This window comes from Marinobacter sp. GH_1 (genome assembly GCF_048595985.1).
GTDB lineage: Bacteria > Pseudomonadota > Gammaproteobacteria > Pseudomonadales > Oleiphilaceae > Marinobacter > Marinobacter shengliensis.
Window position 1 is genome coordinate 3,384,662 of the sequence record NZ_CP184460.1, and the last position, 24,181, is coordinate 3,408,842.

At 60.0% G+C, this 24,181-nt stretch carries 21 protein-coding genes; 8 read left to right on the plus strand and 13 right to left on the minus strand.

Annotation, left to right across the window (positions count from 1 at the left end; genetic code table 11):
• The first annotated feature begins 24 nt into the window (after nucleotides 1-24).
• The 3 genes from ACNSOI_RS15410 to ACNSOI_RS15420 are packed head-to-tail and all read left to right on the plus strand — an operon-like array spanning nucleotide 25 to nucleotide 5,058.
• Nucleotides 25-663 carry a TetR/AcrR family transcriptional regulator gene (locus tag ACNSOI_RS15410; protein ID WP_420194459.1) on the plus strand — a complete coding sequence of 213 codons (639 nt, stop codon included), beginning with the start codon at nucleotides 25-27 and terminating at the stop codon, nucleotides 661-663.
• The gene (locus ACNSOI_RS15415; protein WP_420194460.1) at nucleotides 647-1,969 is read left to right on the plus strand and encodes an efflux RND transporter periplasmic adaptor subunit; all 1,323 of its coding nucleotides are present in this window, start codon (nucleotides 647-649) and stop codon (nucleotides 1,967-1,969) included. Before ACNSOI_RS15410 ends, ACNSOI_RS15415 begins: the two co-directional genes overlap by 17 nt.
• Nucleotides 1,966-5,058 carry an efflux RND transporter permease subunit gene (locus tag ACNSOI_RS15420; RefSeq protein WP_420194461.1) on the plus strand — a complete coding sequence of 1,031 codons (3,093 nt, stop codon included), beginning with the start codon at nucleotides 1,966-1,968 and terminating at the stop codon, nucleotides 5,056-5,058. The genes ACNSOI_RS15415 and ACNSOI_RS15420 overlap by 4 nt, the downstream gene beginning before the upstream one ends.
• 41 nt (nucleotides 5,059-5,099) lie before the next feature.
• Here the strand turns inward: ACNSOI_RS15420 and ACNSOI_RS15425 are convergent, their stop codons facing one another.
• Nucleotides 5,100-5,993: a U32 family peptidase gene (locus tag ACNSOI_RS15425; RefSeq protein WP_420194462.1), complete on the minus strand. Its 894-nt coding sequence runs from the start codon at nucleotides 5,991-5,993 to the stop codon at nucleotides 5,100-5,102.
• A gap of 13 nt (nucleotides 5,994-6,006) precedes the next feature.
• On the minus strand, nucleotides 6,007-7,002 hold the full coding sequence (gene ubiU / locus ACNSOI_RS15430) for a ubiquinone anaerobic biosynthesis protein UbiU (RefSeq protein ID WP_061333221.1): 996 nt from the start codon (nucleotides 7,000-7,002) through the stop codon (nucleotides 6,007-6,009).
• 283 nt (nucleotides 7,003-7,285) lie between these two features.
• Between ubiU and ACNSOI_RS15435 the strand changes: the two genes are divergently transcribed.
• Nucleotides 7,286-9,307, plus strand: coding sequence for a methyl-accepting chemotaxis protein (locus ACNSOI_RS15435; protein WP_420194463.1), 2,022 nt, complete (start codon nucleotides 7,286-7,288; stop codon nucleotides 9,305-9,307).
• A gap of 69 nt (nucleotides 9,308-9,376) precedes the next feature.
• Here ACNSOI_RS15435 and hemN read toward each other — a convergent pair whose 3' ends face one another.
• Entirely contained in the window at nucleotides 9,377-10,786 is a 1,410-nt protein-coding gene (gene hemN / locus ACNSOI_RS15440) for an oxygen-independent coproporphyrinogen III oxidase (RefSeq protein ID WP_420194464.1), read from the minus strand.
• A gap of 183 nt (nucleotides 10,787-10,969) precedes the next feature.
• On the opposite strand from hemN, the gene ACNSOI_RS15445 reads away from it, so the two are divergent.
• Together ACNSOI_RS15445 and ACNSOI_RS15450 are read left to right on the plus strand one after the other, a co-directional pair.
• Nucleotides 10,970-12,502 carry a cryptochrome/photolyase family protein gene (locus ACNSOI_RS15445; RefSeq protein WP_420194465.1) on the plus strand — a complete coding sequence of 511 codons (1,533 nt, stop codon included), beginning with the start codon at nucleotides 10,970-10,972 and terminating at the stop codon, nucleotides 12,500-12,502.
• Between the two features lie 95 nt (nucleotides 12,503-12,597).
• Nucleotides 12,598-13,893 carry a transporter substrate-binding domain-containing protein gene (locus tag ACNSOI_RS15450; RefSeq protein ID WP_230713866.1) on the plus strand — a complete coding sequence of 432 codons (1,296 nt, stop codon included), beginning with the start codon at nucleotides 12,598-12,600 and terminating at the stop codon, nucleotides 13,891-13,893.
• Nucleotides 13,894-13,898: 5 nt separating this feature from the next.
• On the opposite strand, the gene ACNSOI_RS15455 is transcribed toward ACNSOI_RS15450, so the two are convergent.
• Complete coding sequence (locus ACNSOI_RS15455; protein ID WP_230713868.1) at nucleotides 13,899-15,587, minus strand: HAD family hydrolase; 1,689 nt, start codon at nucleotides 15,585-15,587, stop codon at nucleotides 13,899-13,901.
• A 69-nt stretch (nucleotides 15,588-15,656) separates the two neighbouring features.
• Here ACNSOI_RS15455 and ACNSOI_RS15460 point away from each other — a divergent pair, with 69 nt between their 5' ends.
• Together ACNSOI_RS15460 and ACNSOI_RS15465 are read left to right on the plus strand one after the other, a co-directional pair.
• Nucleotides 15,657-15,800, plus strand: coding sequence for a DUF2256 domain-containing protein (locus ACNSOI_RS15460; protein ID WP_072676429.1), 144 nt, complete (start codon nucleotides 15,657-15,659; stop codon nucleotides 15,798-15,800).
• Complete coding sequence (locus ACNSOI_RS15465) at nucleotides 15,797-17,317, plus strand: FAD-binding domain-containing protein (RefSeq protein WP_230713870.1); 1,521 nt, start codon at nucleotides 15,797-15,799, stop codon at nucleotides 17,315-17,317. Before ACNSOI_RS15460 ends, ACNSOI_RS15465 begins: the two co-directional genes overlap by 4 nt.
• Here ACNSOI_RS15465 and ACNSOI_RS15470 read toward each other — a convergent pair.
• Genes ACNSOI_RS15470 through ACNSOI_RS15510 form a run of 9 tightly spaced genes read right to left on the minus strand, consistent with a single transcriptional unit; the run spans nucleotide 17,306 to nucleotide 24,171 of the window.
• Complete coding sequence (locus tag ACNSOI_RS15470; RefSeq protein ID WP_230713872.1) at nucleotides 17,306-18,778, minus strand: complex I subunit 5 family protein; 1,473 nt, start codon at nucleotides 18,776-18,778, stop codon at nucleotides 17,306-17,308. The genes ACNSOI_RS15465 and ACNSOI_RS15470 overlap by 12 nt on opposite strands.
• A complete protein-coding gene (locus ACNSOI_RS15475) occupies nucleotides 18,778-20,274 on the minus strand; it encodes a complex I subunit 5 family protein (protein WP_106694708.1) in 1,497 nt (498 codons plus the stop codon). Before ACNSOI_RS15475 ends, ACNSOI_RS15470 begins: the two co-directional genes overlap by 1 nt.
• On the minus strand, nucleotides 20,271-21,737 hold the full coding sequence (locus tag ACNSOI_RS15480) for a complex I subunit 5 family protein (protein ID WP_212749084.1): 1,467 nt from the start codon (nucleotides 21,735-21,737) through the stop codon (nucleotides 20,271-20,273). The genes ACNSOI_RS15475 and ACNSOI_RS15480 overlap by 4 nt, the downstream gene beginning before the upstream one ends.
• Nucleotides 21,734-22,084: an NADH-quinone oxidoreductase subunit K gene (locus ACNSOI_RS15485; protein WP_230713874.1), complete on the minus strand. Its 351-nt coding sequence runs from the start codon at nucleotides 22,082-22,084 to the stop codon at nucleotides 21,734-21,736. Before ACNSOI_RS15485 ends, ACNSOI_RS15480 begins: the two co-directional genes overlap by 4 nt.
• Nucleotides 22,081-22,782 carry an MnhB domain-containing protein gene (locus ACNSOI_RS15490; protein ID WP_230713876.1) on the minus strand — a complete coding sequence of 234 codons (702 nt, stop codon included), beginning with the start codon at nucleotides 22,780-22,782 and terminating at the stop codon, nucleotides 22,081-22,083. Before ACNSOI_RS15490 ends, ACNSOI_RS15485 begins: the two co-directional genes overlap by 4 nt.
• Nucleotides 22,779-23,063, minus strand: coding sequence for a Na(+)/H(+) antiporter subunit B (locus ACNSOI_RS15495; RefSeq protein WP_072676423.1), 285 nt, complete (start codon nucleotides 23,061-23,063; stop codon nucleotides 22,779-22,781). Before ACNSOI_RS15495 ends, ACNSOI_RS15490 begins: the two co-directional genes overlap by 4 nt.
• On the minus strand, nucleotides 23,056-23,376 hold the full coding sequence (locus ACNSOI_RS15500) for a cation:proton antiporter (RefSeq protein WP_072676422.1): 321 nt from the start codon (nucleotides 23,374-23,376) through the stop codon (nucleotides 23,056-23,058). Before ACNSOI_RS15500 ends, ACNSOI_RS15495 begins: the two co-directional genes overlap by 8 nt.
• Nucleotides 23,369-23,659, minus strand: a complete 291-nt coding sequence (locus ACNSOI_RS15505) for a monovalent cation/H+ antiporter complex subunit F (RefSeq protein ID WP_420194466.1) — start codon at nucleotides 23,657-23,659, stop codon at nucleotides 23,369-23,371. Before ACNSOI_RS15505 ends, ACNSOI_RS15500 begins: the two co-directional genes overlap by 8 nt.
• Nucleotides 23,656-24,171 carry a Na+/H+ antiporter subunit E gene (locus ACNSOI_RS15510; RefSeq protein ID WP_058092660.1) on the minus strand — a complete coding sequence of 172 codons (516 nt, stop codon included), beginning with the start codon at nucleotides 24,169-24,171 and terminating at the stop codon, nucleotides 23,656-23,658. Before ACNSOI_RS15510 ends, ACNSOI_RS15505 begins: the two co-directional genes overlap by 4 nt.
• Between the last annotated feature and the right edge of the window lie 10 nt (nucleotides 24,172-24,181).

The window sequence follows — 24,181 nt, forward strand, 5'->3', positions numbered from 1 at the left end:
TTACTTTCTTTCAGGGAAGCTCCAATGGCAACCACAAAAGCGCCCGATAAACGTACCTACCAAAGCACCGAACTGCGCCAGTCCGCCACTATCGAAGCGGTTGTTCAGCTGTGTGCCGAGCAGGACCCGGCCACCCTGACCACCGCCCGGATTGCCGATGAAGTGGGGCTGTCACAGGGGGCGCTGTTCAAGCATTTCCCGAACAAGAACCGGTTGTGGGAATCCGTGGCAGGCTGGGTCTCGGAGCAACTGACCAGCCAGGTGTTCCGGGAGGCGGACCGGCACGAGCAGGCTGACCAGGCCCTGGAAGCCATGTTCCTTGCCCATGTGGGGTTTATCGCCCGGCACCCGGGCATTCCCCGCCTGATGCTGGGTGAGCTGCAAAAACCCGGCAATGGCCCTGCCAAAACCATCGTCCGTCAGACCCTTGCCCGCTACCGTAAAAAGGTGGTCGGCTTACTGCAGCTCGGCATCGAACAGGGGTGCATAGCCGCCGGTATCGATACCGAAGCGGCGGCGGTGTTGTATCTGGGTGCCATTCAGGGGTTGGTGGTTCAGGGCATGGTCAGCGGCGAAATGGCTACCCTTGAACAGACCGCCCCCCGAATCTTCAAACTTTACAGCGCCAGTTTTCAGGAGATGAGCAATGACCCGGAAAAATAAACTGACCCTGGCGCTGGCCCTGATTGCCGGCATTGCCTTTGTGGTAATCATGGTAAAGCTGAAGCAGCCCCCGGAAAGGGTCGAGGCACAGGCAGCCGCAACGCCGGTGCGGATTATGGAAATCACTCCTCGCGAGTTCCGTACCGAAGCCCGCGGCTATGGCCAGGTGCTGCCGGCCCGAAGCTGGAATGCGGTGGCCAACGTGGGTGGCCGGGTTATCTGGAAACACCCGGAGCTGGAAAGCGGCAATCTGATCCCGGAGGGCACGCGGCTGCTTGAGATCGACCCGACCCGCTATGAACTGGCCGAAGCCTCCGCCAGGGCGGACCTGGCCGGCATTGAAGCGGAGCTGCGACAACTGGACCAGGAAGAGCGCAATACCGGCGAGTTACTCAAGCTGGAAGAACGCCGGTTAACACTGGCCCGGCGGGAGCTGGACCGGGCTGAAACCCTGGTGGCGCGGGATGCCCTGTCGCAAACCCGGTACGACGAGCAGCAAAGAGCCACCTTGCAACAGCAGCAGGCAGTCCAGACCCTGCGCAACCAGCTGAACCTGGTTCCGGTCCGGCGTGACACCCTGCAAGCTCGCAAGGCCCGAGCGGAATCTGCCCTGGCCAGTGCCCGGGAAGACCTGGACGACACCCGCTTTGAAGCGCCCTGGGATCTGCGGGTACACCAGGCCGACATCGACACCGGCCAGCATGTCAGCCCCGGGCAGACGCTGTTCATTGCCGACGATATCACCCGCGCCGAAGCCACTGTGCAGCTGGAAGTGGCGGAACTGCGCCGGGTGCTGTCGCAGCTGTCCGGGGGCAGCCTGCCGAAAACTGGTTCCACCAACCACTTCACCGACTTTCATGATCAATTACCCCTGGACGAACTCGATATCCGGGTAACCCCCACCAACGTGCCGGATGCCCACTGGCCGGGCAAACTCACCCGGGTCACCAGCAGCCTGGACCAGGCCACCCGCACAGTTCAGGCCGTTATTTCTGTAGACGAACCCTACCGAAACGCCAATCCGCCAGCACGCCCGCCCCTGGTCCGCAACATGTTTGTGCAGGCAAGCATTACCGCGCAGACTCCGGAGCCTGTCATCGTCATCCCGGCCAGCGCGGTGCATCAGGGCGTGGTGTACCTTGCCGACGAGGACAACCGCCTGCAGCGCCAGCCAGTGTCTGTCGCCTGGCAACAAGGTGAAGATGTCATTATCGATGACGGACTGGCACCGGGAGACCGGCTGGTTCTGGATGACCTGGTTCCGGCCATCGACGGCACCCTACTGACCCCGGGAGATCAGCCATGATCCGCTGGTTCGCGGGACACCCGACCGCCGGTAACCTGCTGCTGATCCTGATTCTGGCAGTAGGCCTGTTCGCTGCACCCAACCTGAACCGGGAAACCTTCCCCGACTACCTGCCGCCGGAAGTCAGCATCACCATGGAATACCGGGGGGCCACCGCAGCGGATGTGGAAGAAGCCATCTGTCAGCGACTGGGTGAAGCGCTGCAACGGGTGGATTACATGAAGGAGGTTTCCTGCACCGCCCGGGACAACCAGGCCCAGACCATCGCCAGCATGGCACCACAGGGTGATATGGGCCGGTTTCTGGATGATATCCGCACCGAAATCGAAGCCCTGACCGACCTGCCCGAAGAAGCAGAAAACCCCATAATCCGTGAGTTGTACCGCACCAGCCTTGTAGCCGCCATCGCGGTATACGGGCCCATGAGCTTTTCTCACCTGGAAGCCTACACCAGTCAACTGGAGGACCGCCTGTTCGCCATGGACGGGGTGGCCGATGTGATTCCCGTGGGCCTGTCCCAGCGCCAGTGGCACATTGAAGTATCCCGGGACCTGCTGCGCCAGTATGGCCTCGGTGTGCGGGATATTGCCCGGGCCATCAACAGCCAGAACCTGGACATGCCCCTGGGCACCATCGAGACCGACAGCCAGGACATCCAGCTGCGGTTTGTGGATGAACGCCGTTCCCTGCATGCCCTGGCCGAACTGCCAGTGATCGGCGGAGCAGCCGGCGCTGTGCTGACGCTAGGCGACATTGCCACCATCACCGAGGCCCACGAACGGGAAGAGGAACGGGTGGATTTCAACGGCCAACGCGCCATCATCCTGGAGATCCACAAAAACCGCCACGACGATGCCCTGCGGGTGATGGATTCCCTGGAAGCTTTTATCGACGAGGAAAAGGCCAGCCATGGCGGCAATGTTGAGCTGAAAATCACCCAGAACATGACCTCAATCGTCGAAGACCGCCTGCAAATGCTGGTGGGCAACGGCATCACCGGTTTGCTGCTGGTAGGCCTGGTGATGGCCCTGTTCTTCCGCCCCCGCCTTGCCTTCTGGGCCCTGTTCGGGCTTCCGACTGCGTTTGCCGGTGCCTTTGTGGTGATGGTTCTCACCGGCCTGTCCCTGAACATGATCACCCTGGTGGCCCTGCTCATGGCCATCGGTATTGTGATGGACGATTCGGTAGTGATCACCGACAACATTGCCCAGTGGCACGCCGACGGCAACAGCCCGCTGGAAGCGGCTGCCAAAGGAACCCGGGAGATTCTGCCCGGGGTGTTGTCCTCCTTCCTGACCACGGTGTCCGTGTTTATCCCGCTGGCGTTTCTGGCCGGAGAACTGGGCGCAGTGCTGGAGGTGCTGCCGGTGGTGCTGATTGCGGCACTGGCCGCCTCACTGATCGAAGCCTTCTGGATATTGCCTCACCACCTGAAAAGCGGCCTTGGCAAAAAGCGCGAGAAAGCGCCTTCCCGCTTTCGCTCCGCCTTCGACAACGGCTTTGAAAAAACCCGGGAGAAAGTGGGGCAACTGGCCGACGGGGCTATCCGTTTCCGTTACGGCGTGCTGGCAGGCATGCTGCTGATACTTCTTGGCTCCGTGGGGCTGATAGCCGGCGGTCATGTGCGCATGGAAGCCATGCCGGAAATCGACGGCGACGTGCTGGAAGCCCGGGTGCTGATGCCCCAGGGCACGCCACTGCACCAGACCCAAGCCATTACCGAGCGCATCACCTCGGCCATGCTCCGGCTCAATGAGGAATACACACCAGACCAGCCCGACCAGCAACCCCTTGTGCAGAACATCCAGACCCGCTTCAACCAGCACGCAGGAGCGGGCGAAAAAGGTGCCCATGTGGCCACCGTGATGGCTGATTTGCTAACAGCAGAGCTGCGCACTGTAGATCTCGCCGCCCTTACCGACCGCTGGTATCAGGAAATCGGTGAGATTCCGGGGCTGATTGCCCTGAATATACAGGAACCCGGCTTCGGCCCCGCCGGCATTCCCATCGAAGTCCGCCTGCAGGGCAGTGATCTGGATGAGCTGAAAGCGGCCGCCCGGTATCTGAGCGACGAAGTTGCCACCTATAACGGCACCTTCAACGTGCTGGATGATCTGCGCCCTGGTAAGCCCCAACGCACCCTGTCACTGAATGACCGTGCCCTGTCCCTCGGCTTAACAGCGGCCGAAGTGGCCAGCCAGATCCGAACCGGACTGCTCGGTGATATCGTGGATACGGTACAGATCGGTGATCAACACATCGAAATCCTGGTGCGCCAGACCAGCGCAGAGCGCAACACCCGACAGTTCCTGGAAGATACCGTAATCACCACCGGCCAAGGCCAGATGGTGCCGCTGCGGGAAGTCGCCACCATCACCGAGGAACGGCAATGGTCACAGGTTACCCGTATTGATGGCCTGCGCACGGTCACCGTCTCCGCAGATGTCAACGGCCGGGAAACCAATGCCGATGCCATCGTGGCCGACCTGCAGAGCCAGGCGTTCCCGAAACTGCGTGAACAGTGGCCAGAGATTACCTTGCAGATAGAAGGCCAGACCGCCCGCTCCCGGGAAACCGGCCAGTCCATCGCCCGGGGACTGTTGATTGGTCTGTTGGGGATTTTCCTGATTCTATCGTTCCAGTTCCGCAGCTACCTGGAGCCGATCATCGTGATGCTGGCCATCCCGGTGGCCTTTATGGGTGCCGTCTGGGGCCACCTGCTGATGGGCTACAACCTGTCCATGCCGTCACTGATTGGTGCCGCGTCACTGGCCGGGATTGTGGTGAATAATGCCATTCTGCTGGTGCAGTTCATCAAGAGTTACCGGGAACAGGGCATGAGCGCACTGGAAGCTGCTGGGGCCGCCAGCCGGGCCCGTTTCCGGGCCATCCTGATTACCACCAGCACCACTGTTGCCGGCATGCTGCCCCTGCTTGCAGAAACCAGCACCCAGGCCATGGCGGTGATTCCGCTGGTGATCTCGGTGGTGTTCGGCCTGCTGGTGTCCACCGTGCTGATCTTGGTGGCCTTGCCAGCGCTCTATGCCATTCTTGAGGATCTGGGCTGGGCCCGGAATAACGGGTCCTGACGCAAAAGGCCGGGTTCAATGCCCCGGCCTTTTGATATTGCTCAGGCGCCTACCAAATCCATCCCCGGCTTGCCATACCAATACCCATTACACGGCGGCGCTTCCACCAGCTGCAGCGGGTCGGTGGCTGGCACTTCCCCCCGGCGTACCTGGTCAAAGCGTCTGACTACCTCATCCATGCCCTGATGCTCCGGACTCAGGCGCACGGTGCTCACCCCCATGCGCTCCATATCCGGCAACTCCCTCATCAGGTCATAGCGGGAGCCAGACAAGGTAGAAATGCCGTTCAGGCGGAACAACTCCTGGCTTTCCCGGGAGCGCAGCTCCATACCATCGGGGTGCTCCAGGCAACGGAACTCACAGTTGTCCTTGGGCAGGTTGTAATGGCGGGCAGTGAAGCAACGGGACGACCAGGCCAGCGGCAGGAAGCCCCAGGAGAATACCTCGGCGGGCAGATCCAGGCCTTCGGCCTTCAACTCCCTGATCAGCTGTTCCAGGGTTTCCTTACCAAGCTCCACCGGCAGGTTCCAGCCTTGCAGTCCCTGTCTGGCCAGGATTTTCAGGGTGGCGGTGTTGTAGATGTTCATGGAGGGGCCGGTCACAAACGGAATGTTGTTGCGGATGGCCACCTGCAGGGCGCTCTGGTCGTTTGCCTCCACACGGAATTCATCCTGTTCGCAGAACCGGCGCAGGCGGCGCAGGTCGGCTTCGGATTCGATCAGCGTGAGGGTAGAAAGCACCACGTTCTTGCCGCAGGCTTTCAGGTCGCGGGCCAGGTCAAGCCAGTCATCCGGCTTCAGTTCCCGGCGACGGGAACAGACCACCTCGCCAAGATAAATGGTCTCTACCGGCCATTCAGCGGCCTTGGCGTAGAAGTCGAACACGGACTGCTTGGTCCAGAACCACAGAATCGGGCCAAGGGATAGTTTCATCATAATCAGCTGAACCTTATTTCCACTTGCGGTGATAGGCGCCAATGGTGGTCAGGCCACCTTCGGAAAGCCCGGCCAGCGTCTGATTCCACTGGCTCTCTACGGAAAACACGCCCGGTGTTGCTTCCAGCCGATCCAGCGCCTGGCGCCAGGTGCGGGCCACGTCGGCAATGTAGGCGGGGCTGCGTTGGCGCCCCTCGATCTTCACCGCGCTGATACCCAGCTCTTTTAGCTCTGGCAGCAGGTCCAGGGTATTGAGGCTGACCGGCTCTTCAATGGCGTGATAGACACTGCCCTCCACTTCAAAACGGCCCTTGCACAGGGTCGGGTAACCGGCCGACTCGCCCTGGCCATAACGGTCGATCAAGACATCGTTCAGGCGGGATTCGAGACCTTGCGGGGTTTCCTGCCAGCGCACGGCTTTGGCGGGCGAGCAGGCGCCTCGTGTGTTGGGAGACTCATCGGTGAGATAGGAAGACAGGTAACAACGGCCCTCCGCCATGATGCACAGACTGCCGAAGGCGAACACTTCCAGCTCCACCGGGCTGTGTTTGGCAACGCCCCTCACCTGATCAATGGACAGTACACGGGGCAGAACCGCCCGGCGGATATCGAAGTTGTCTTTATAGAACGAGAGGGCTTCGTGGCTGGTGGCAGAGCCCTGTACCGACAAATGGCGAGGGGTGTCCGGATATTTGCTGGCGGCGTACTCCAGCAGGCCCATATCGGCCAGGATGATGGCGTCCACACCCAGGTTCGCGGCGCGGTCCACCGCACCCTTCCATTGTTCCCAGCCATCAGGCTGCGGATAGGTATTGATGGCACAGAATACCCGGCTGCCCTTGGAGTGGGCGTATTCAATGCCCTCCCCTGCGCGCTTTTCGTTGAAGTTCAGACCAGCAAACTGGCGGGCATTGGTGCTGTCGCGAAAGCCGAAGTACACCGCATCGGCGCCGTTATCGACGGCGGTTTTCAGTGCGGGAAGGCTACCGGCGGGGCAGACAAGTTCCATGGTTTTCTCCGCTGAAAGACGTGCCGGCACCATACCCGCCATGCCACTAAGGCACCTTGACCTTTGTCAGCGGAGCGGGCGATAACCGCCTTCTACCCCAAAAGCAGTACTCTACGCAGTTGCCCGTACAGGACCATTTTTTCTAACCAGGCCATACAGATAGCATTACTTTACAGGCACTTACAAAGCCCAACCTACCCCATCAGCTACCCCGCTTCGTGAATACCCTCGGCTGCTACACTTGCCCACAATGGACGAATTAATTCAGTGAAGGGGATCTTCCATGTCATTCCTTAATAACCTCTCCATGCGGGGCAAGCTCATTACCCTGGTACTTCCGGCCCTGCTGGTCATCGTTTTCTTTGCCGCTTTCAGTATCAGCCGTAACGCGGATGAGCTAGGCAACATGCGCCAGTTGCAGGCCATGGTGAACCTGGCAGAGCTGGCTGATCCTTTGATTGAGTCCCTGCAAAAGGAGCGCGGCCGCTCGGCCGTTCTGCTGTCGAGCGCGACAGGTTCCAGCGGCGAGCAACAGTCAAAGCGCGACCTGGATGCCCAGCGCCAGGATACAGACCGAAGCCTTCGAACCTATCGCGACGGGCTCCGAGTCCTGGTGTCTGACACCGAATTTGATGGCGTGATCAAAGCCAGTATTGACCGCCTTGAACAGCAACTGTCCGGCCTTGGCAGGCTTCGCCAGGGCATCGACAACCGCAACATCAATAGTGCCGACTCTGCCAGCCAGTACACCACGATGATCATGGAAATGGTTGACCGGGTTCCCCTGCTGGTACGCCGCTCAACCGACGCCGACCTGAGCCGCCAGATCAACGGCTATTTTGCATTGGCGGGAGCTGTGGAAATGGCCGGGCGGGAGCGCGCTAACGGCGCGGCGCTCATTCGATCCGGGGACTTTGACCTGCCAACGCTCGGGCGGGTAACCGGCATGAGCGGTCAGCAGGATGCCTACCTGAATTCGGCCATCAGTATGTTGCCGGGCGATTCGGAACTGCGGGGAGACATCACACAGCTGGCAAACCTGCCGGTAAGCCGGGAATTTCGGAACCAGCGTGAAACCCTGCTGAGCAGTCCGTCTGGCATGTATGCCCTGGACCCCGGCGAGTGGTTCACCGCAGCAACCAGACGAATTGAAGCCATCAACCGTATCCGCAGCCAGATGCTGGCCCAAGTGGAAGCCGCGGCTACCGAAGCGGTAGGTGATGCCCGCAAGGCACTTATTGGCGCCTCTACGATTGCAGGCGGTGCCATCATTATCGTGATCTTGCTGATGCTGGTGATCATCCACGCCATCCATAACCAGGTAGCCGCATTGTTGTCTGGCGTTCGTTATGCCATGGACAACAAAGACCTGACACGGCATATCCCGGTGTCCAGCCAGGACGAAACCGGCACTATTGCCAAGGCGGTCAACGAACTTTTCGGCCGGTTCAGCGAAGCCCTGATGCAGATCGATAAGGCCAGCGTGCAACTGGCCACCGCCACCGAGGAAACCAGCTCCACCGCGGGCCAGAATTCCGGCCAGATCAAGAACCAGCAACAGCAGATTGAGCAGGTTGCTGCCGCCACCGAAGAAATGTCCGCCACCTCGGAGGAAATCTCCCAAAACACCCAACAGGTTGCGGACGCTTCCAACAGTGCCATGGAGAAGAGCCGGACCGGTGAGCAGGTACTGCACTCAAGCGTTGAGCAAATCCGCACCCTGGCGCAATCGGTTCAGGAAGTGAATCAGGTGATCGAAGAACTGGAGGAACGCAGCGGCACCATCAGTGAAGTGGTGGATGTCATACGTAAAGTGGCGGACCAGACCAACCTTCTGGCTCTGAATGCTGCCATCGAGGCGGCACGGGCTGGCGAGCACGGTCGCGGCTTTGCAGTGGTGGCCGATGAGGTACGGACCCTGGCCCAACAAACTCATCAATCGACTACCCAGATTGAAGACATCATCAACGGCTTCAAGAACATTACCGACAGCGCCAGCCGATCCATTGTTGCCAGCCACAAGCTCGCCAACCAGACCAGCGAACAGGCCTCTGAGATGGAAAAAACCTTCGCGGACATCCTGACGGACGTAAATAGCATCTCCGACATGGCCACCCAGATTGCCACTGCATCGGAACAGCAAGTCGCGGTGACACGTGAACTGGCAGGCAGTATGGAGACGGTCAGCGAAGCGGCCATTCTGACGCTGACCGGATCAGAGGAGATTAATCAAGTGACTCAAGAGCAGGCCAGGCTTGCCCGCAAACTCCAGGACCTGGCCAACGAGTTCAAAGTGGCTAGCTAATTCATCGAGTCAAACCAACAAGGGCTGCCATTTGGCAGCCCTTGTTGGTTCTGTTTATGGGAAATCAGATCAGATAATCCGCGAGAACCGCTGGCTGGCACCTTCCTTGCGGTACATATCGAAGATCTGGCAAATCGCCCGGATCAACAACCGGCCGGCAGGTTGAACTTGCAGCACGCCGCCATCGTCGCCAATCAGTTCATCCTGGATCATCGGCTTCAGGCGGTTCAGTTCATCCGCGAAGTACCGATCGAAGTCTTCGCTCCATTTGTCTGCAAACAGTTTGCGATCCAGGCGGAACTGGCAGATCAGCTGGCCGATCACCCACCGGCGAATCCGGTCATCCCGGCTCAGGCCCACGCCACGAACGATCGCCAGTTGCCCCGCATCAATGGAAGCTTCCCAGGACGGCAAATCATGGTTGTTCTGGAAATAGGCATCGTCAGTCTGGCCGATGGCAGACACTCCCAGAGACACCAAATCGCAATCCGAATGCGTGGTGTAGCCCTGGAAGTTCCGGTGCAGCCGGCCTTCCCGCTGGGCCACGGCCAGGCTGTCGTCCGGCTTGGCGAAGTGGTCCATGCCGATGTATTCGTAACCGGCTTCCAGCAGGCGGTTGATGGTGTTATGCAGAATGGTCAGCTTCTGCTGCGGGCTTGGCAGAGTGTCGGCCTGAATCCGGGTTTGCGGGTAGAAGCGGTCCGGCAGGTGCGCGTAGCTGAACACGGAGAGCCTGTCCGGGGACATCTCGATCACCGATTCCAGGGTTTGTGCAAAACTTTCCGGGGTCTGGTACGGCAGGCCGTAGATCAGGTCCAGGTTAATGGAACGGAAACCAATGCGACGGGCTTCGTTCAAAACCGCCTCGGTCATGTCCTTGGGCTGAATACGGTTAACCGCCTTTTGCACTTCCGGGTTTACGTCCTGAACGCCGAGGCTGATGCGATTAAAGCCCAGCTCCCACAGGGTCGACAGGGTATCCTGGTCCACTTCCCGAGGGTCAATCTCGACGCTGTAATCCCGCTCATCGCCAGACTGCAGGTTAAACAGATCAGCGTATCCGGCCATCAGGTGCTGCATCACATCCCGGGGCAAGAACGTTGGCGTGCCGCCGCCCCAATGCAACTGTTGCACCGGGCGGTCCGCCCCGAACAGTTTTGACTGGATAGCAGCTTCTTTCAGCACTCGCTCCACGTAAGGCATGGCCTTATCGCGCTTTTTGGTGATCACCTTGTTGCAGGCACAGTAGTAACAAAGGTGCGCGCAGAACGGCAGGTGCGTGTACAAAGAGATAGGGCCACCAGACGCCTTGCTACGGCCGGCCGCTTTCACCATGTCTTCTATGCCGTACTTCTGGGTGAACTCGACCGCCGTGGGGTAGGACGTATAGCGGGGACCACTGAGGTCGTAGCGGCGTATCAGTGCCTCATCCCAGATGAAGGCGGGCAGGTTGTTTTCTGCAGCGTTGTTGGAAGCCATAGTTAAAACTCTGTCGTCAGAAAAGGTCGGCAAGCCGGAAAGCATCCATTATGCCCTATCGGCCCCGAGCATCAGTTGATGCGTATCATCTGGAGTCTATCAGCATAGCCACTGAACCACCCTTGCGCCCATGGCGTATTCAGCCTACCCCTTTGGGATAATGCCTACACCGGAGCCGATGCCATGGCCAACCTGATTCTGATTCTCGGCGACCAGCTGAGCCACCAGCTTTCTGCACTCGAAGGCGCAGATAAAGACAACGATCGGGTGGTGATGGCGGAAGTCCATGACGAGGCCAGCTACACCAATCACCACAAGAAAAAGCTGGTGTATATCTTCAGCGCCATGCGCCACTTCGCCGGGGAACTGAAGCAGCAAGGCTGGCAAGTGCATTACCAGCGCTACCATCCGGATAACCCGGAAAAATCCCTGGAAGCGGTCATTTCAAAGCTCGCCGCAGAGCACAAGCCCGAGAGACTGATCACCACCGAGTGCGGTGAATGGCGGCTGCACTCGCAGATCAGCCAGTGGCACGAACACCTGGGTATTCCAGTGGAGATTCGGCCAGACACCCGCTTTGCGTGCCGCAAACAGGAGTTCGCCGACTGGGCCAAGGGTCGCAAACAACTGCGCATGGAATTCTTCTACCGGGAAATGCGCAAGAAAACCGGCCTGCTGATGACGCCTGAAGGCAAACCGGAGGGCGGCCAGTGGAATTTCGATTCCGACAATCGGAAGAAATGGTCCGGCAAACCGCCCGCGCCGGCACCGTTTCGCGTGGAGCCAGATTCGGTTACCCGAGAGGTAATCCAGGTGGTAGAGGAGTACTTTCCCGACCATTTCGGCACCTCAGAGGACTTCCATTTTGCCGTCACGGCGGACCAGGCCCAGGCAGCTCTGGAACACTTTATCGACTTCGCCCTGCCCTGTTTCGGTGACTATCAGGATGCGCTGTCCGACCACGAAGACTGGTTGTTCCATTCCATCCTGTCCCCCTATCTGAACACCGGATTACTGGACCCGACGGACGTTTGCCAGGCGGTGGCACAAGCGTGGTATTCCGGGCGGGCGCCACTGAACGCGGTAGAGGGGTTTATCCGCCAGATCATCGGCTGGCGCGAGTTTGTTCGCGGCATTTACTGGCTTCTGATGCCGGGTTACGCCAAAGAGAACCGGCTGAACAACCAGCGCAGCCTGCCCTGGTTCTACTGGACCGGTGAAACCAAAATGCGCTGTATGCACAAAGCCATTGATGCCACCGCCAGAAACGCCTACGCCCATCACATCCAGCGCCTGATGGTGACCGGCAACTTCGCCCTGCTGGCCGGCATACATCCGGAGGACATCTGTGACTGGTACCTGGCAGTCTACATCGATGCCTTCGACTGGGTAGAACTGCCTAATACACTGGGCATGGTGATGCACGCCGATGGCGGCTATCTGGGCTCCAAACCCTACGCCGCCAGTGGCAAATACATCCAGCGCATGTCGGACCACTGCCAGAACTGCCATTACCGGGTGCAGGATGCCACCGGGGAGAGGGCCTGCCCGTTCAACGCCCTGTACTGGCATTTTATCGACCGCCATCGGGATGACTTTGCCAACAATCCGCGCATGGCCATGATGTATCGGAACTGGGATAAACAGCCAGATGAGCGGCGCCGTGCCATTCTCAGCCGCGGGGAGTGGCTGCTTGCCAACCTGGAGCATCTGTAATCTGACTCAGCTAAACGGCTAAGGGATAATCGGCCGATTGGCTGCTATGCTGTAACATCAGTAAATTGTCAGCAACAAGGACGCTGGAGAGCGGCATGTCTATCAGGCCCCTGACAACAGCACTTTTTCTCGCCTTGATCCCCCTGGGCGTTTTTGCTGATCATGAAACCTTCAGCCTGTATACCTTTGATTCCCCACCCTATCAGCAGGCAAGCGCGTCACCCGGGGGCCAGGAAGTTACCGGCGAAACCGTCGATACCGTCCGATGCGCTATGGTGCATGCCGGCGCCCAGGTGCATGTTCGCTTGATGCCCCAGAATCGCGCCCGCTTTGCTCTCCAACGCCATCTGGTTGACGGCTACTTCGCCGTGGACCCATCACAGGAGCTGGATGAAGCAGCCGTGATCAGTCACCCGGTGGCGCTGGAAAAATGGTACTGGTTTTACCTTGGCACACGCCCTGACCCAGCAACCGCAAAAATAGGCGTTGTCAGCGGCAGCAACGAAGAGGTCTGGCTTAAACAAAATGGCTTTGAGCCCTTTGTCACTGTGAGCTCCACAGAACAGCTGCCCGCCTTGCTTAAACGCCAACGGATTGACATAGCACTGATGGACCAGCGGGTGATGGAGATTCTACAAACCGAAACCCCGGCACTCGGCCAAACCTTGAGCCGGGAGTTCCTCCGCTACGCGCCGCTGCATTTGTATCTGAACCCCAGATTCGTCAGTCAGCATCCGGGATTTCTGGCCCGCTTCAACCAGCAGCTGCCAGAGTGCATGGACCAGCACACACTCTTATCTGACGACGAGTATCAACACATCGCTGTGCAAGCGCGCAGGTTGATCGCCTCGCTCGGTCAGCGTATTAACCTGGCCCAGGCCATTCACCAGGGACCGAGGTTTGACACCTTCACGGAAATTCTGACTCAAGACACCCTCTGGCAGGCGCTGGCACCGGAGCAGGAAACGCCCTTGGCCTCCGAGATTCAGGCTTTGCCCGCCTCACAGGCATTGAAGCAGTGGAAAGTTGAGCAAGACGGGCTGGTCACGGAACTTCTGTTAACGGACAACCGAGGCGCTCTGGTTGCCATGAGCCAGCTGTCCTCCGATTACTGGCAAGGCGACGAACCGAAGTATCAGGAAATAGCTGAAGAAACGGAACATGGCGTGAAGCGGAAATCCGATTTGTGGATATCACCCATTCGCTACGATGCGTCTACCCGCCAGTTCCAGATTACGGTCAGCGTACCCATTCCTCTGCAGGAACCGAACAATGGCCTCGAGGGCATTCTGGCCATTGGCCTCGCCATCGAGAAGGCCTTGCACAACTACGAGCGACTGGCGCGGGCACGCTGGGAGACAATCCCCTTTGAGTTACCCGCAGAGGAGTAACACCCTCAGGCCGGACCCACCTCGCACGCCAGCACCAGCGCCCAGAACTCGGAAAAGTCATTCACCACCACGTCCGGTTTGTCCGGGTGTTTGTGAGTGCCCGGAAAAATCCGGTTCAGCCAGGGCAAGTCCCACTGGGCACCGTTGAAGAACACCGACGTCATACCTGCCCGCTTCGCGGCAATCACATCGGTAGTAGAATCTCCCACGTACCACACACTCGGGTCCGGCGGGTAATCCAGTTTCTGCACCGCCAGCAGCAGCTGGTCCGGATGCGGTTTTCTGAGCGGGGTATCATCGCCGCAAACATCCACATCGAACAGGTGGGTCCAACCGGTGTCTTCCACGGCGGCCAGCTCGTGTTCAAAGAACTCCCTATCCCGGTTGGTGATCACGCCCACCTGCATACCCAGTCGTCGCAGCCCCTCCAATACTTCCCGGACTTTCGGCTCGAAGGCCTTCACCGTGCCGTAGTGATTTCGGTAGTGATGGTTAAACGCCTTGTGGGCAACCTGCTTGGCTTGCTGATCGTCCCCAAACAGCACCTCGAAAATATCGGTGCGGGAGATTTTCCGGTCTGCCTTTACTTTCGGATGCAGTTTGGCGAATTCACGAACGTAAGCCACCAGGCGGGCATCTTCCGGAGTTTTACTGTCTTCCGGCGCCACCATACGGCTCATCAGCCCCAGAGTATGGAAATCCGGCAGCATATCGTCCACCGCGTGGTACATGGCATCCAGGGTGTCCACCAGGGTGGCATGCCAGTCGAACAACACCACCGCCGGGCGAATCAGCTTCACCAACGCCGGGTGCCAGTCCGGCTCAATGCGTGGCTCTGGCCGCTCGGGTGGCGGGAAGGGCTTCGGGCGCACTTCCGCAGGGCTGGCGGCGAACGCCTCAGGCTGTTCCCGCTCCAGCAACGCCAGCAAATCCATCAGGTCTTCAAAACTGTCGAGCACCGCCGCCGGTGCATCCCGGGAGGTGAACCAGCTCGAAATCCGGTCCGGCTCCCAGCAGGCACCGTTATAGAACACGCCGGACACACCGGCACTGTGGGCGGTGAGCATATCCACGTAGCTATCGCCCACATACCAGGCCCGGGCATCGGCCCGCAGCCCCAGCTTCTCCAGGGTTTTGAGAATCACCTGCGGGTCGGGCTTGTATTCGGTCACATCATCCGCGCATACCGTTGCATCGAACAGATGATGCCATCGGCCCTCATCCACCGTTTGAAGTTCCTTGTCCAGAAACTCCCGGTTGCGGTTGGTCGATACCGCCAGCTTGATGCCCATGGCTTTCAGCGCGCACAGGTACTCATAGGCGCCGGGCTGAAAGGGTTTCACCTGGCCAAAATATTTCCGGTAAGCGTTGTTGTAGGCTTTGTGGGCAACCAGCTTGGCCGCTTTGTTATCACCGAAGATGGCGTTGAAGATGTCGGTTCTGGACACCCGCCGCTCCGCAAGAATCCTCGGATGCAGGCGCCGGAAGATACGGATGTAACGCACCAGCCGGGCATCGTCCTGCGTGCGGCATTGCTCCTCAGGCAGCAACTTTTCCACCAGCCCCAGATCTTCCAGCTGCGGCAACATGTCTTCCATGGCGCTGAACATGGCATCGTGGGTGTCTACCAAAGTGCCGTGCCAGTCAAAGATCAGAACCGAGGGGGGTTGAATGCCTTCGTTCAGTGTGGTCATAACAAAACCTTCGCCGTTTCAGTCACGTATATCTGCCCACATTCATTCAGTTAAAACCAAAAGTCGCGAATGCACAAAAAACCACACTTGCCCGAGAAAACCTGCCCGGTGTGCCAGCGCCCTTTCAACTGGCGCAAGAAATGGGCAAAAGACTGGGACCAGGTTCGCTATTGCAGCGAACGGTGCCGCCGTAACCGGAGCCCGCAGCCATGACCACCGTGGTCTGGTTCAAACGGGATTTGCGCACCCGCGATCACGCCCCATTGGTGGCTGCCGCCAATCTGGGGGAGCCGGTTATTGCACTGTACGTGATTGAAGACGACTACTGGCAGCAACCGGATACCAGCGGGCGGCAATGGTGTTTTATCCAGGATTCCCTGGATGACCTCGATAAGCAGCTGCGCAAAGCGGGCAACCAACTGGTGGTCCTGCGAGGGTCCGTCATCGCAGCCCTGAGAGAGCTCAAGGCAAGCCATGCCATTGAGCGTGTGTTTTGCCATCAGGAAACCGGCGGGCAATGGACCTTCGAGCGCGACAAAGCGGTTATCCAGTGGTGCTCCGACAACCAGATAGAGTTCAGGGAGTGGAACCAGTTCGGGGTGGTACGCCGGCTCAAAGACCGGGACATATGGGACAAAGCCTGGACAGAACTGATGCGGCAGCCCGTACTTGAGGCACCTGGCTCCGTGCCGTTTGCCGGCGCCATCCAAGGTGTAGCCTGGCGCGGTATCGAACCCGGCACCACCGCAGCAGACCGGTGCCCGGATCGACAAACCGGCGGCAGCATTCGCGGCGAAGCGTTACTGGCGTCGTTTCTGGAGCGCCGCTGCGTGGGTTACCAGTACAATATTTCCAGCCCCAATACCGCCGTGCGCGCCTGCTCCCGGCTGAGCCCTCATATCGCCTATGGCACGGTCAGCCTCCGAGAAATTTACCAACAGGCCAAGGCTGCCGGCCATCACCGTAATACCCTGCCCCGGAAACAGAAAAGCCTGACCAGCTTTCGCTCGCGGTTGCACTGGCATTGTCATTTTATCCAGAAACTCGAAGACGAACCGGAGCTGGAATTCCGCGCCATGCACCGGGAACTGGAGGGCATGAAAACCGGGCCGAACGATTCCGAACGGCTGCAGCGCTGGCAGCAAGGGCAAACCGGTTGGCCTCTGGTGGATGCCTGCATGCGCAGCCTGCAACACACCGGCTGGCTCAATTTCCGAATGCGGGCAATGCTGATGGCGGTAGCCAGCTACCAACTGTGGTTGCACTGGCGTGAACCTGCCCTTCACCTGGCGCGACTGTTTACCGATTTCGAGCCGGGCATTCACTATTCCCAGACCCAGATGCAATCCGGCCTGACCGGCATCAACGCCCTGCGCATCTACAATCCGGTACTGCAAAGCCAGAAGCTGGACCCGCACGGCGAGTTTATCCGCCGCTGGATTCCGGAACTGGCCGGGGTTCCCGCTGAAATGATCCACACCCCCTGGTTAATGACGCCCGCCCAGAAAGCGAAGTTCGGTGGCAACACCTACATTGCGCCGGTATGCGATCACGAACAGGCCGCCCGGGCGGCGCGCAAAGCGGTGGGAGACTTCCGAAAACAACACGTCAGCCGGGAAGAGACTGGCCGGGTACTGCAGCGCCACGGCAGCCGCAAGGGGCCGCATCAAACACGGCCGAAACCGGCAAGCCAGCCGCCGCCGGACAACCAGCTATCGCTATTTGACTGAACGCCAGGCCAGCGCCGCGATAACCGTGGCCGCCAGAATGGGCCAGAACAGGCTCCAGGCCTCATGAACCATGGTGGCTAGCCAGGCTTTATCCGGCACGGCCCCGGGCCAGGGCAACCACCAGAACAGTACCAGGCTGCCAGCCGTGGCCAGGCCCCAACCCAGACACATAAACGCAGGATTGCTGCCAACACTGGCAGCTGCCCGCTGCACCCACAAAAAACGCCATACCAGCAACATGGTGGCCACAGCCCCCGCGCTCATCAGCATGGGCAGGTAGGGCGCCATCGCAAACTCGAAGTTGCCCGGCTTGAGCAGTTCCTTCATGGCCAGCTTGCTGGCAGCGCCACTGGTAAACGGCAGCCCCGCCAGCGACAGCCCCGGCAACGCGATCAACAGCCACAACAGCCATTGACCACCCCGTCCCGCCGGCAACGCCATGGCAGTAGAGAGGAACAAGCTACCTTTGGCCAGGCCATGATGCAGCACGTACAGCGCCATCACCGCAAACAGCGGGCCCGCATACTCGGTATTGGCCAGCGCTGCGCCCACCATCAGTGTCATCAGGCCCATCTGGCTAATGCTGGAATAGGCCAACACGGTTTTCGGGCGCCGCTGGCGCACACCCAGCACAGCACCACCCAGGGAACCGACAGCGCCCAGGATCACCAGCGCATTGCCCCAATCCGGCAAAGACACCTCACCAAACGGCAAAGTGACCAGCCAACCCAACAGGCCGGCTTTGATCATGGCGCCACTGAGCACCGCACTGGCTGGCGTCGGCGCGACCGGGTGCGCCAGGGGCAACCAGAAATGCAGCAGTGGCAGGCCCGCCTTCACCCCGAATCCCGCCAACAACAGGAACATGATCAACCAGCGCCGGTCGGCCTCCGCCACGGCGGCCGGCAGATCGGCCAACAAGCCACTACCGGCCTGTTGTGCGGCCATCAGAAGGCCCGACAGAATGGCCATTTCACCCACCACCGCCATGGCCAGGTAGACGCGCCCCGCGTGGTTGGCCTCTCCCGTTCCCTCGTGCACCACCAGGCCATAACCGGCAAAGGTCATCAGGGCGAAGAAGCTATAGAAGCTGGCAATATCCTGGGCCATCACCAGCCCCAGATTGCCGGCCAGGGTGAGCGCCCAGAACACACAGAAACGCCGCAGGTAATGTACCTTCAGATAGCCGACGGCGAAGACACCGGCCACCAGCCAAAGCGTTGCCGTCAGAACCAGGAATACCTGGCGCAGCTCATCCAGCCCCCACAGGCCGCCTAACAGCAGCCCAGGCAATTCAAGGGACGCGTCTGGCCCCAATGTCAGGCCCGCCAACAAGGCGGGCAAGGGCAACAAGGGCAAACAGTAACGATAAGCCTGCTGCCAATCGGGTCGCAGCGCCAGTAACAACGAGGCCAGCGGCAGGATAATCGCCAACAACAGCAAGAGGTTTGACGCAAACATCACAGCGCCACCTCCCTTGCCACAATCAACTCAGCCCAACTCAGGGGGCTGAATGGCAGGTTGGCAATCAGCCCGGCTACCAGCATAAGAGCGGCAGTAATCAACGGCGGCCATAGCAGCCAGGCGCTGGTTTCAAGGCGTCCCCAACGGCGCTCGTGGGGCCACGGCTCGCACTGTTCGGCAAACCAGAGCCGGTGCAGTATCGGGAGAAAATACGCCGCATTGAGCAGGCTGCTGATCACCAACACCGCTACTACCCAATCCATACCGACCGCGAGTGCACCGCTGCCCATGGTCCATTTGGTAATAAACCCCGCCAACGGTGGGGCACCAATCATGCCAAAGGCGCCCAGTGTAAACGCCACCGAAGTGCCCGGCATGCGTTTGCCTGCGCCGTCCAGTTCATCGATGCGGTGCACTCCGAGAGTTTCAGCGTAATTCCCGGCGCAGAAAAACAGGGTGATCTTCATGATGCCCTGATGCACCAGATGCACCAGGCCACCGGCCACGCCCACGGGCCCGAACAGGCACAGCCCCAGCACGATGTAGGACACCTGGCTGACCGTTGAAAACGCCAGTCGACGTTTCAGGTCAACCTGGTACAGGGCACGGGTGGAGCCATAGATAATGGTGAAGGCTGCCACGACCGAAAGCCCGGCCAGCAGCCCCATGTCTTTGGCCGCTTCCAACCCGTAGATCTCAAAGACCACGCGGATAATGCCAAAGGCACCAGCTTTCACCACCGCCACGGCATGCAACAGGGCACTGACCGGTGCCGGCGCTACCATTGCCTGGGGCAGCCAGCCGTGGAATGGCACCAGGGCTGCTTTTACCCCCAGTCCGACAATCATTAGCACGAAAATGATCGTCAGAGGCCCCTGCATGGATGGGTCAATGTCTGAGAAGTAGCCCCCTTCCTGGAACCTGAGATCCCCCACCAGTCCGTGCAGCCAGGCAATGGCAAACAGCAAAACCGCACCACCGGTCAGGGTGTAGATGATGTAGTTACGCCCGGCTCGTAGCGCTTTGGTCGTGCCACGATGGACCACCAGCGGATAGGTGGACAGGGTGAGCATTTCGTAGAACAGAAAGAAGGTGAACAGGTTGCCCGCCAGGGCAATACCCATGGTGCTGGCCACACACAGACTGAAAAACCCGAAGAACCGGCTCCGGTTCGGGGAGTCCTCCAGATAACCCACAGCATAGATGGTGGTCAGTAACCACAGCAGGGCAGACAACCCGGCAAACAACATTGACAGCGCATCGGCCCTCAGCACGAATTCCACACCGGGTACCATGGTGAACGCGGCCTCGTACTCGCGCCCCTGGGCCACACCCCAGATCATCACACCCACCAGGGCAATCTTCAGAATGGCGGCTGCCAGGTTAATGATGGTTCTCAGACGATGCCCTTTCTCCGGCAGTGCGAACAGAACCACCGACGCCAGCAACGAAGTCATCAGCGCAAAAACCGGCATTAATACACTCAGGGTCATCGGCTGCCCCCCTCAAACGGCAAGGACATCACCGACAACACCGGCTCCGCCACCAGGCCAAGGCCAAGCGACAGCAACGCAAGAATCATCGGTATCACCTCCAGGCTCCTGGACGGGTGATAGAACTGGTCCGTGTCTGTCGCTTCAATGAACGACGCCCGGTAAACCCGGAAGACATAGGCGGCAGAAAGCAAGCCGCCGGCCAGCAGAACCCCCAGCCACCACCATTGGCCACTGGCCAGGCTGGCCTGGAGGAGCAACCACTTCGCAGCAAAGCCCCCGGTAGGCGGCAGCCCCATCAACGACACCCCGGCCAGCCCGAAAGAAAACAGCGAGAACGGCAGGAACCGGCTGACACCCGCCAGGGCATCCACCCGGTTGCTGCCTACCGACATGATCAGATTGCCGGCGGCCAGGAACATCGCGGCCTTGGCCAGGGCATGGCTGACCACCTGCAGGGTAATGCCCTGTTGCGCCTGCTGGGATATGGCATCGGTGACGCCCCAGGTGAGCGGGAACAGCAAAAACAGATAGCCAATCTGCGCCACGGAGGAATAGGCAACCACCTGTTTCAGTTTGGCCTGCCGGAACGCCAGCCAGCTACCCCAGATAACCGCCAAACTACCCAACACGCCTATCAACTGAGCCAGGGCGTAGCCACCCAGGTCGCCTCCCAGGTCCAGCCAAAGCCTGGCGGCAATGTAGAACGAGGCTTTGACCACTAACGCAGACAACAGCGCACTGACCGGCGACTTGGCGATGCCATGGGCCGGCGGCAACCAGCCGTGCATCGGGAACAGCGCGGTTTTCAGGGCCAGGCCCAGCAGCATCAGAATCAGCGGGAAGGTCAGGCCCGACTGAACATCACCGCTATTCATCAGCTCGGTCACGCCTGCCAGCGACAGCGTGCCAAACTGGCCGTAAATCAGGGCCACACCAAGCAGGTACGCCAGGGAACCCAGCAAAGCCGCCATCAGGTAGCGAATGGCAGCCCTGAGTGCATCCGCCTGGCCGCCCAACGCCACCAGCCCCACGGCGGCAAGGCTGATCAGCTCCAGCCCCACATACAGATTGAACAGATCGCCGCCCAACCAGACCGCATTCAGCCCGGCCCACAGAAACCAGAACAGCGGCCAGAAATATCGGTGCCACGGCTTGCCAGGGTCCAGGTAGATGCTGGCGTGCCAGCCGCAAGCGGCCGCGACCAGGGCCGTCAGCAACACAAAGGTTACCGCCAGGCCATCCACCCGCAGCTCAATGCCCAGGGGCGCCTGCCAACCGCCAAGCAGGTAAAGAAACCCGCCGTCGCTGGCCACGGCGGCCCACAAGCCCAGAGACACCAACACCTGCACCAGGATTCCAAGCCAGGTCACCACCCGGCCTTTGCTGAAATCCAGCAACAGGGTCAGCACCGCCCAGGCCAGGGGTGTGAACAACAATCCCGCCATTAACCACAAGGTCATTCGGGAGCACCCTCCCGGTTCACAGCCCGAGCCTTGGGCCTGGCATTTTGCCGGGCCGGCTCAGCCAGCGTAGTCTGGCCTGACAAATGGTAGTACCGGCGGATTAACACCACAGCCAGTGCCGTCGCTGCAATAGCCACCACAATGCCCGTGAGCACCAGGGCCTGGGGCACAGGATCTGGCTGACCGTTGCGCTGGGCGAGACCCACCATGATCAGGAAGACGCCGGAACCGATCAGGTTAAACGCCATCAACTTGCGCAGCAGGTGCTTCAGGCGCAGAAACCCGAACAGGCCAATACCACACAAGGCAACGCCAGCGAATGCATACAACAGGGCCGAGGTCATCCGCGCCCCCCTTCTTCCGGCTCTACAGCGCCGTTTACCGGTGCCGACACAAACAGAGCCAGCAATACCATCGCAATGGAGAAGGTCAGCACGGTTTCGATGACCAGAATCAAGGGTTTGTTAAAGGCTTCCGGGTACGCCAGGAACGCATCGCCGGCCAGGGCACTGGCCACCGCCACCAGAAGGAATACGGAAAAGCCCAGGGCCAGCCCCAAACGCAACAACACGCCGGGGCGCAGAAACTCCATCGGGATCCCGCCAAGGCGCATCATCACGCCCGATGCCGCCAACACGGCTCCGGCCTGGAACGCTCCCCCGGGGCGGTCGGAACCCGCCCACAACAGGTAGCCGGCAAGTACCAGCATCAGCGGCACAAACCAGCGCTGCAGGGCATACAACAAGGAATCTGAAGTGCGCAGGAGAGGATCTTCCAGGGACGTCGTTTTCGCCATGGAGATACCCGCAATCCCGGCGATGACCAACACGCCGATCTCAAGCAGCGTGTCGTAACTGCGAAAGTTCAACAGCACAGCGGTGATCGGATGCTCTACCCCACTGGCCTCCAGGTTCTCCACCAGCAGTCCGGGCAGGTCGACCGGCGCCTGGGTACCGGAAATGTGCCAGACCGTGATCATCAGGGCACCGGCAAAGGCCAGACACACGGCGGCGAGGATGGTAACGCCAAAAAAACGCCTCATCCCGACGCCCCGCCCTGGTCATTGCCTTCACCACCGCAACGCCGGTTGTAGCCCAAATGCCTGGCCGCATCCAGCAGCAACACGCCGGTCAGGCCGGCACCGATGGCGGCTTCTGCCAGGGCAATGTCCGGGGCCTGAAGGCGAACCCAGGCCAGTGCCATCAGCAGGCCAAAGGCGATAAACATCACCACCGCCCGAAACAGGTTTGCAGACCACAACACCCCGATCGCGGTCGACAACAGCGCCAGCACCAAGATGGAGTCCACCAGCCAGTCAATCATCAGCTGCCTCCTGAACCGCGGAATGCTTCGGGCGCACATGAACGGCGCGGGCAATCAGGTGCGCAGACGTTGCGCTGGCAGCCAGAGCTGCGGCCCAGATCAATACCATTTTTACGCCACCCGCCAGCGACGGCGCCAGTGGCAAAAGCGCCAGCACAATAAAGCCCAACCCGAGGTTGTCCACCTTGGTCAGGGCATGGATACGAGTCAGGGTGTCGGAGAATCGGAACAGGCCGAGGGTGCCCACGGCAAAAAACAGACAACCGAGAACCAACAACACCACCTGAACCGCAATCACGGCAGAATCAATCATGGCGGCCTCCGTCATCATCCACGGGCTGTTCGATGCGCACCACCCGGGTCACAAACGCCACGATCGCGAGTACCGACAACACCGCCAGTGTCAGCGCCACATCCATCAGTGCGGGCATGGATTGGGCATAGGACAGCACCAGTAACATGGCCACGCCGGTTGTGCCAAACAGTTGTGATGCCAACATCCGGTCCGCCGGCTCCGGCCCCCGCCAGATGCGGATCAGAGCAATCAACAGGGTCAGCAACAGGAAGGCCGCAACGGCATTGAGTATCAGCGTCACTGCACCGCCCTCCCGATGTCGTTCAGGGAGAGCCCGAAAACCCGCGCCACCTGCCGCTCAGTCTCCCGCACGTCCTGCTCTACTGGCTCTCGGGTATCCAGGCAGTGCAGGGTCAATTGATCGCCCTCAAGCAAAGCGCTCAGGGTGCCGGGCATAAGGGACAGGGTGTTGGCCAGCAGCCAGCGAGGGCTGCCCTCGGGCAAGTAAAGGGTCAGGGTGATTTCACCGGGGTGAACCGGCAAGGCCGGTGACAGCAAACGCCGGGTGACATCCAGACCGGCCACCACCGAGCGGCTGAGAAAATAGCCGAGAAACAACATCAGCCCGAGGGGCCGGAGGTGATAACCGGATGGGGGAAACAGGCGTACCGACAGCCAGGCCACGAGGGCGGTCACCCCCAGGCCAAAACCCAGGGCAGACGTTTCACCGAGCGTTAGCGCCCACCAAACCACCAATAACGCAGCGCCACGAAGCAACAAACTGAGGGCGGGTAACGATGGCGCTGACTGCATAGGGTCTCCT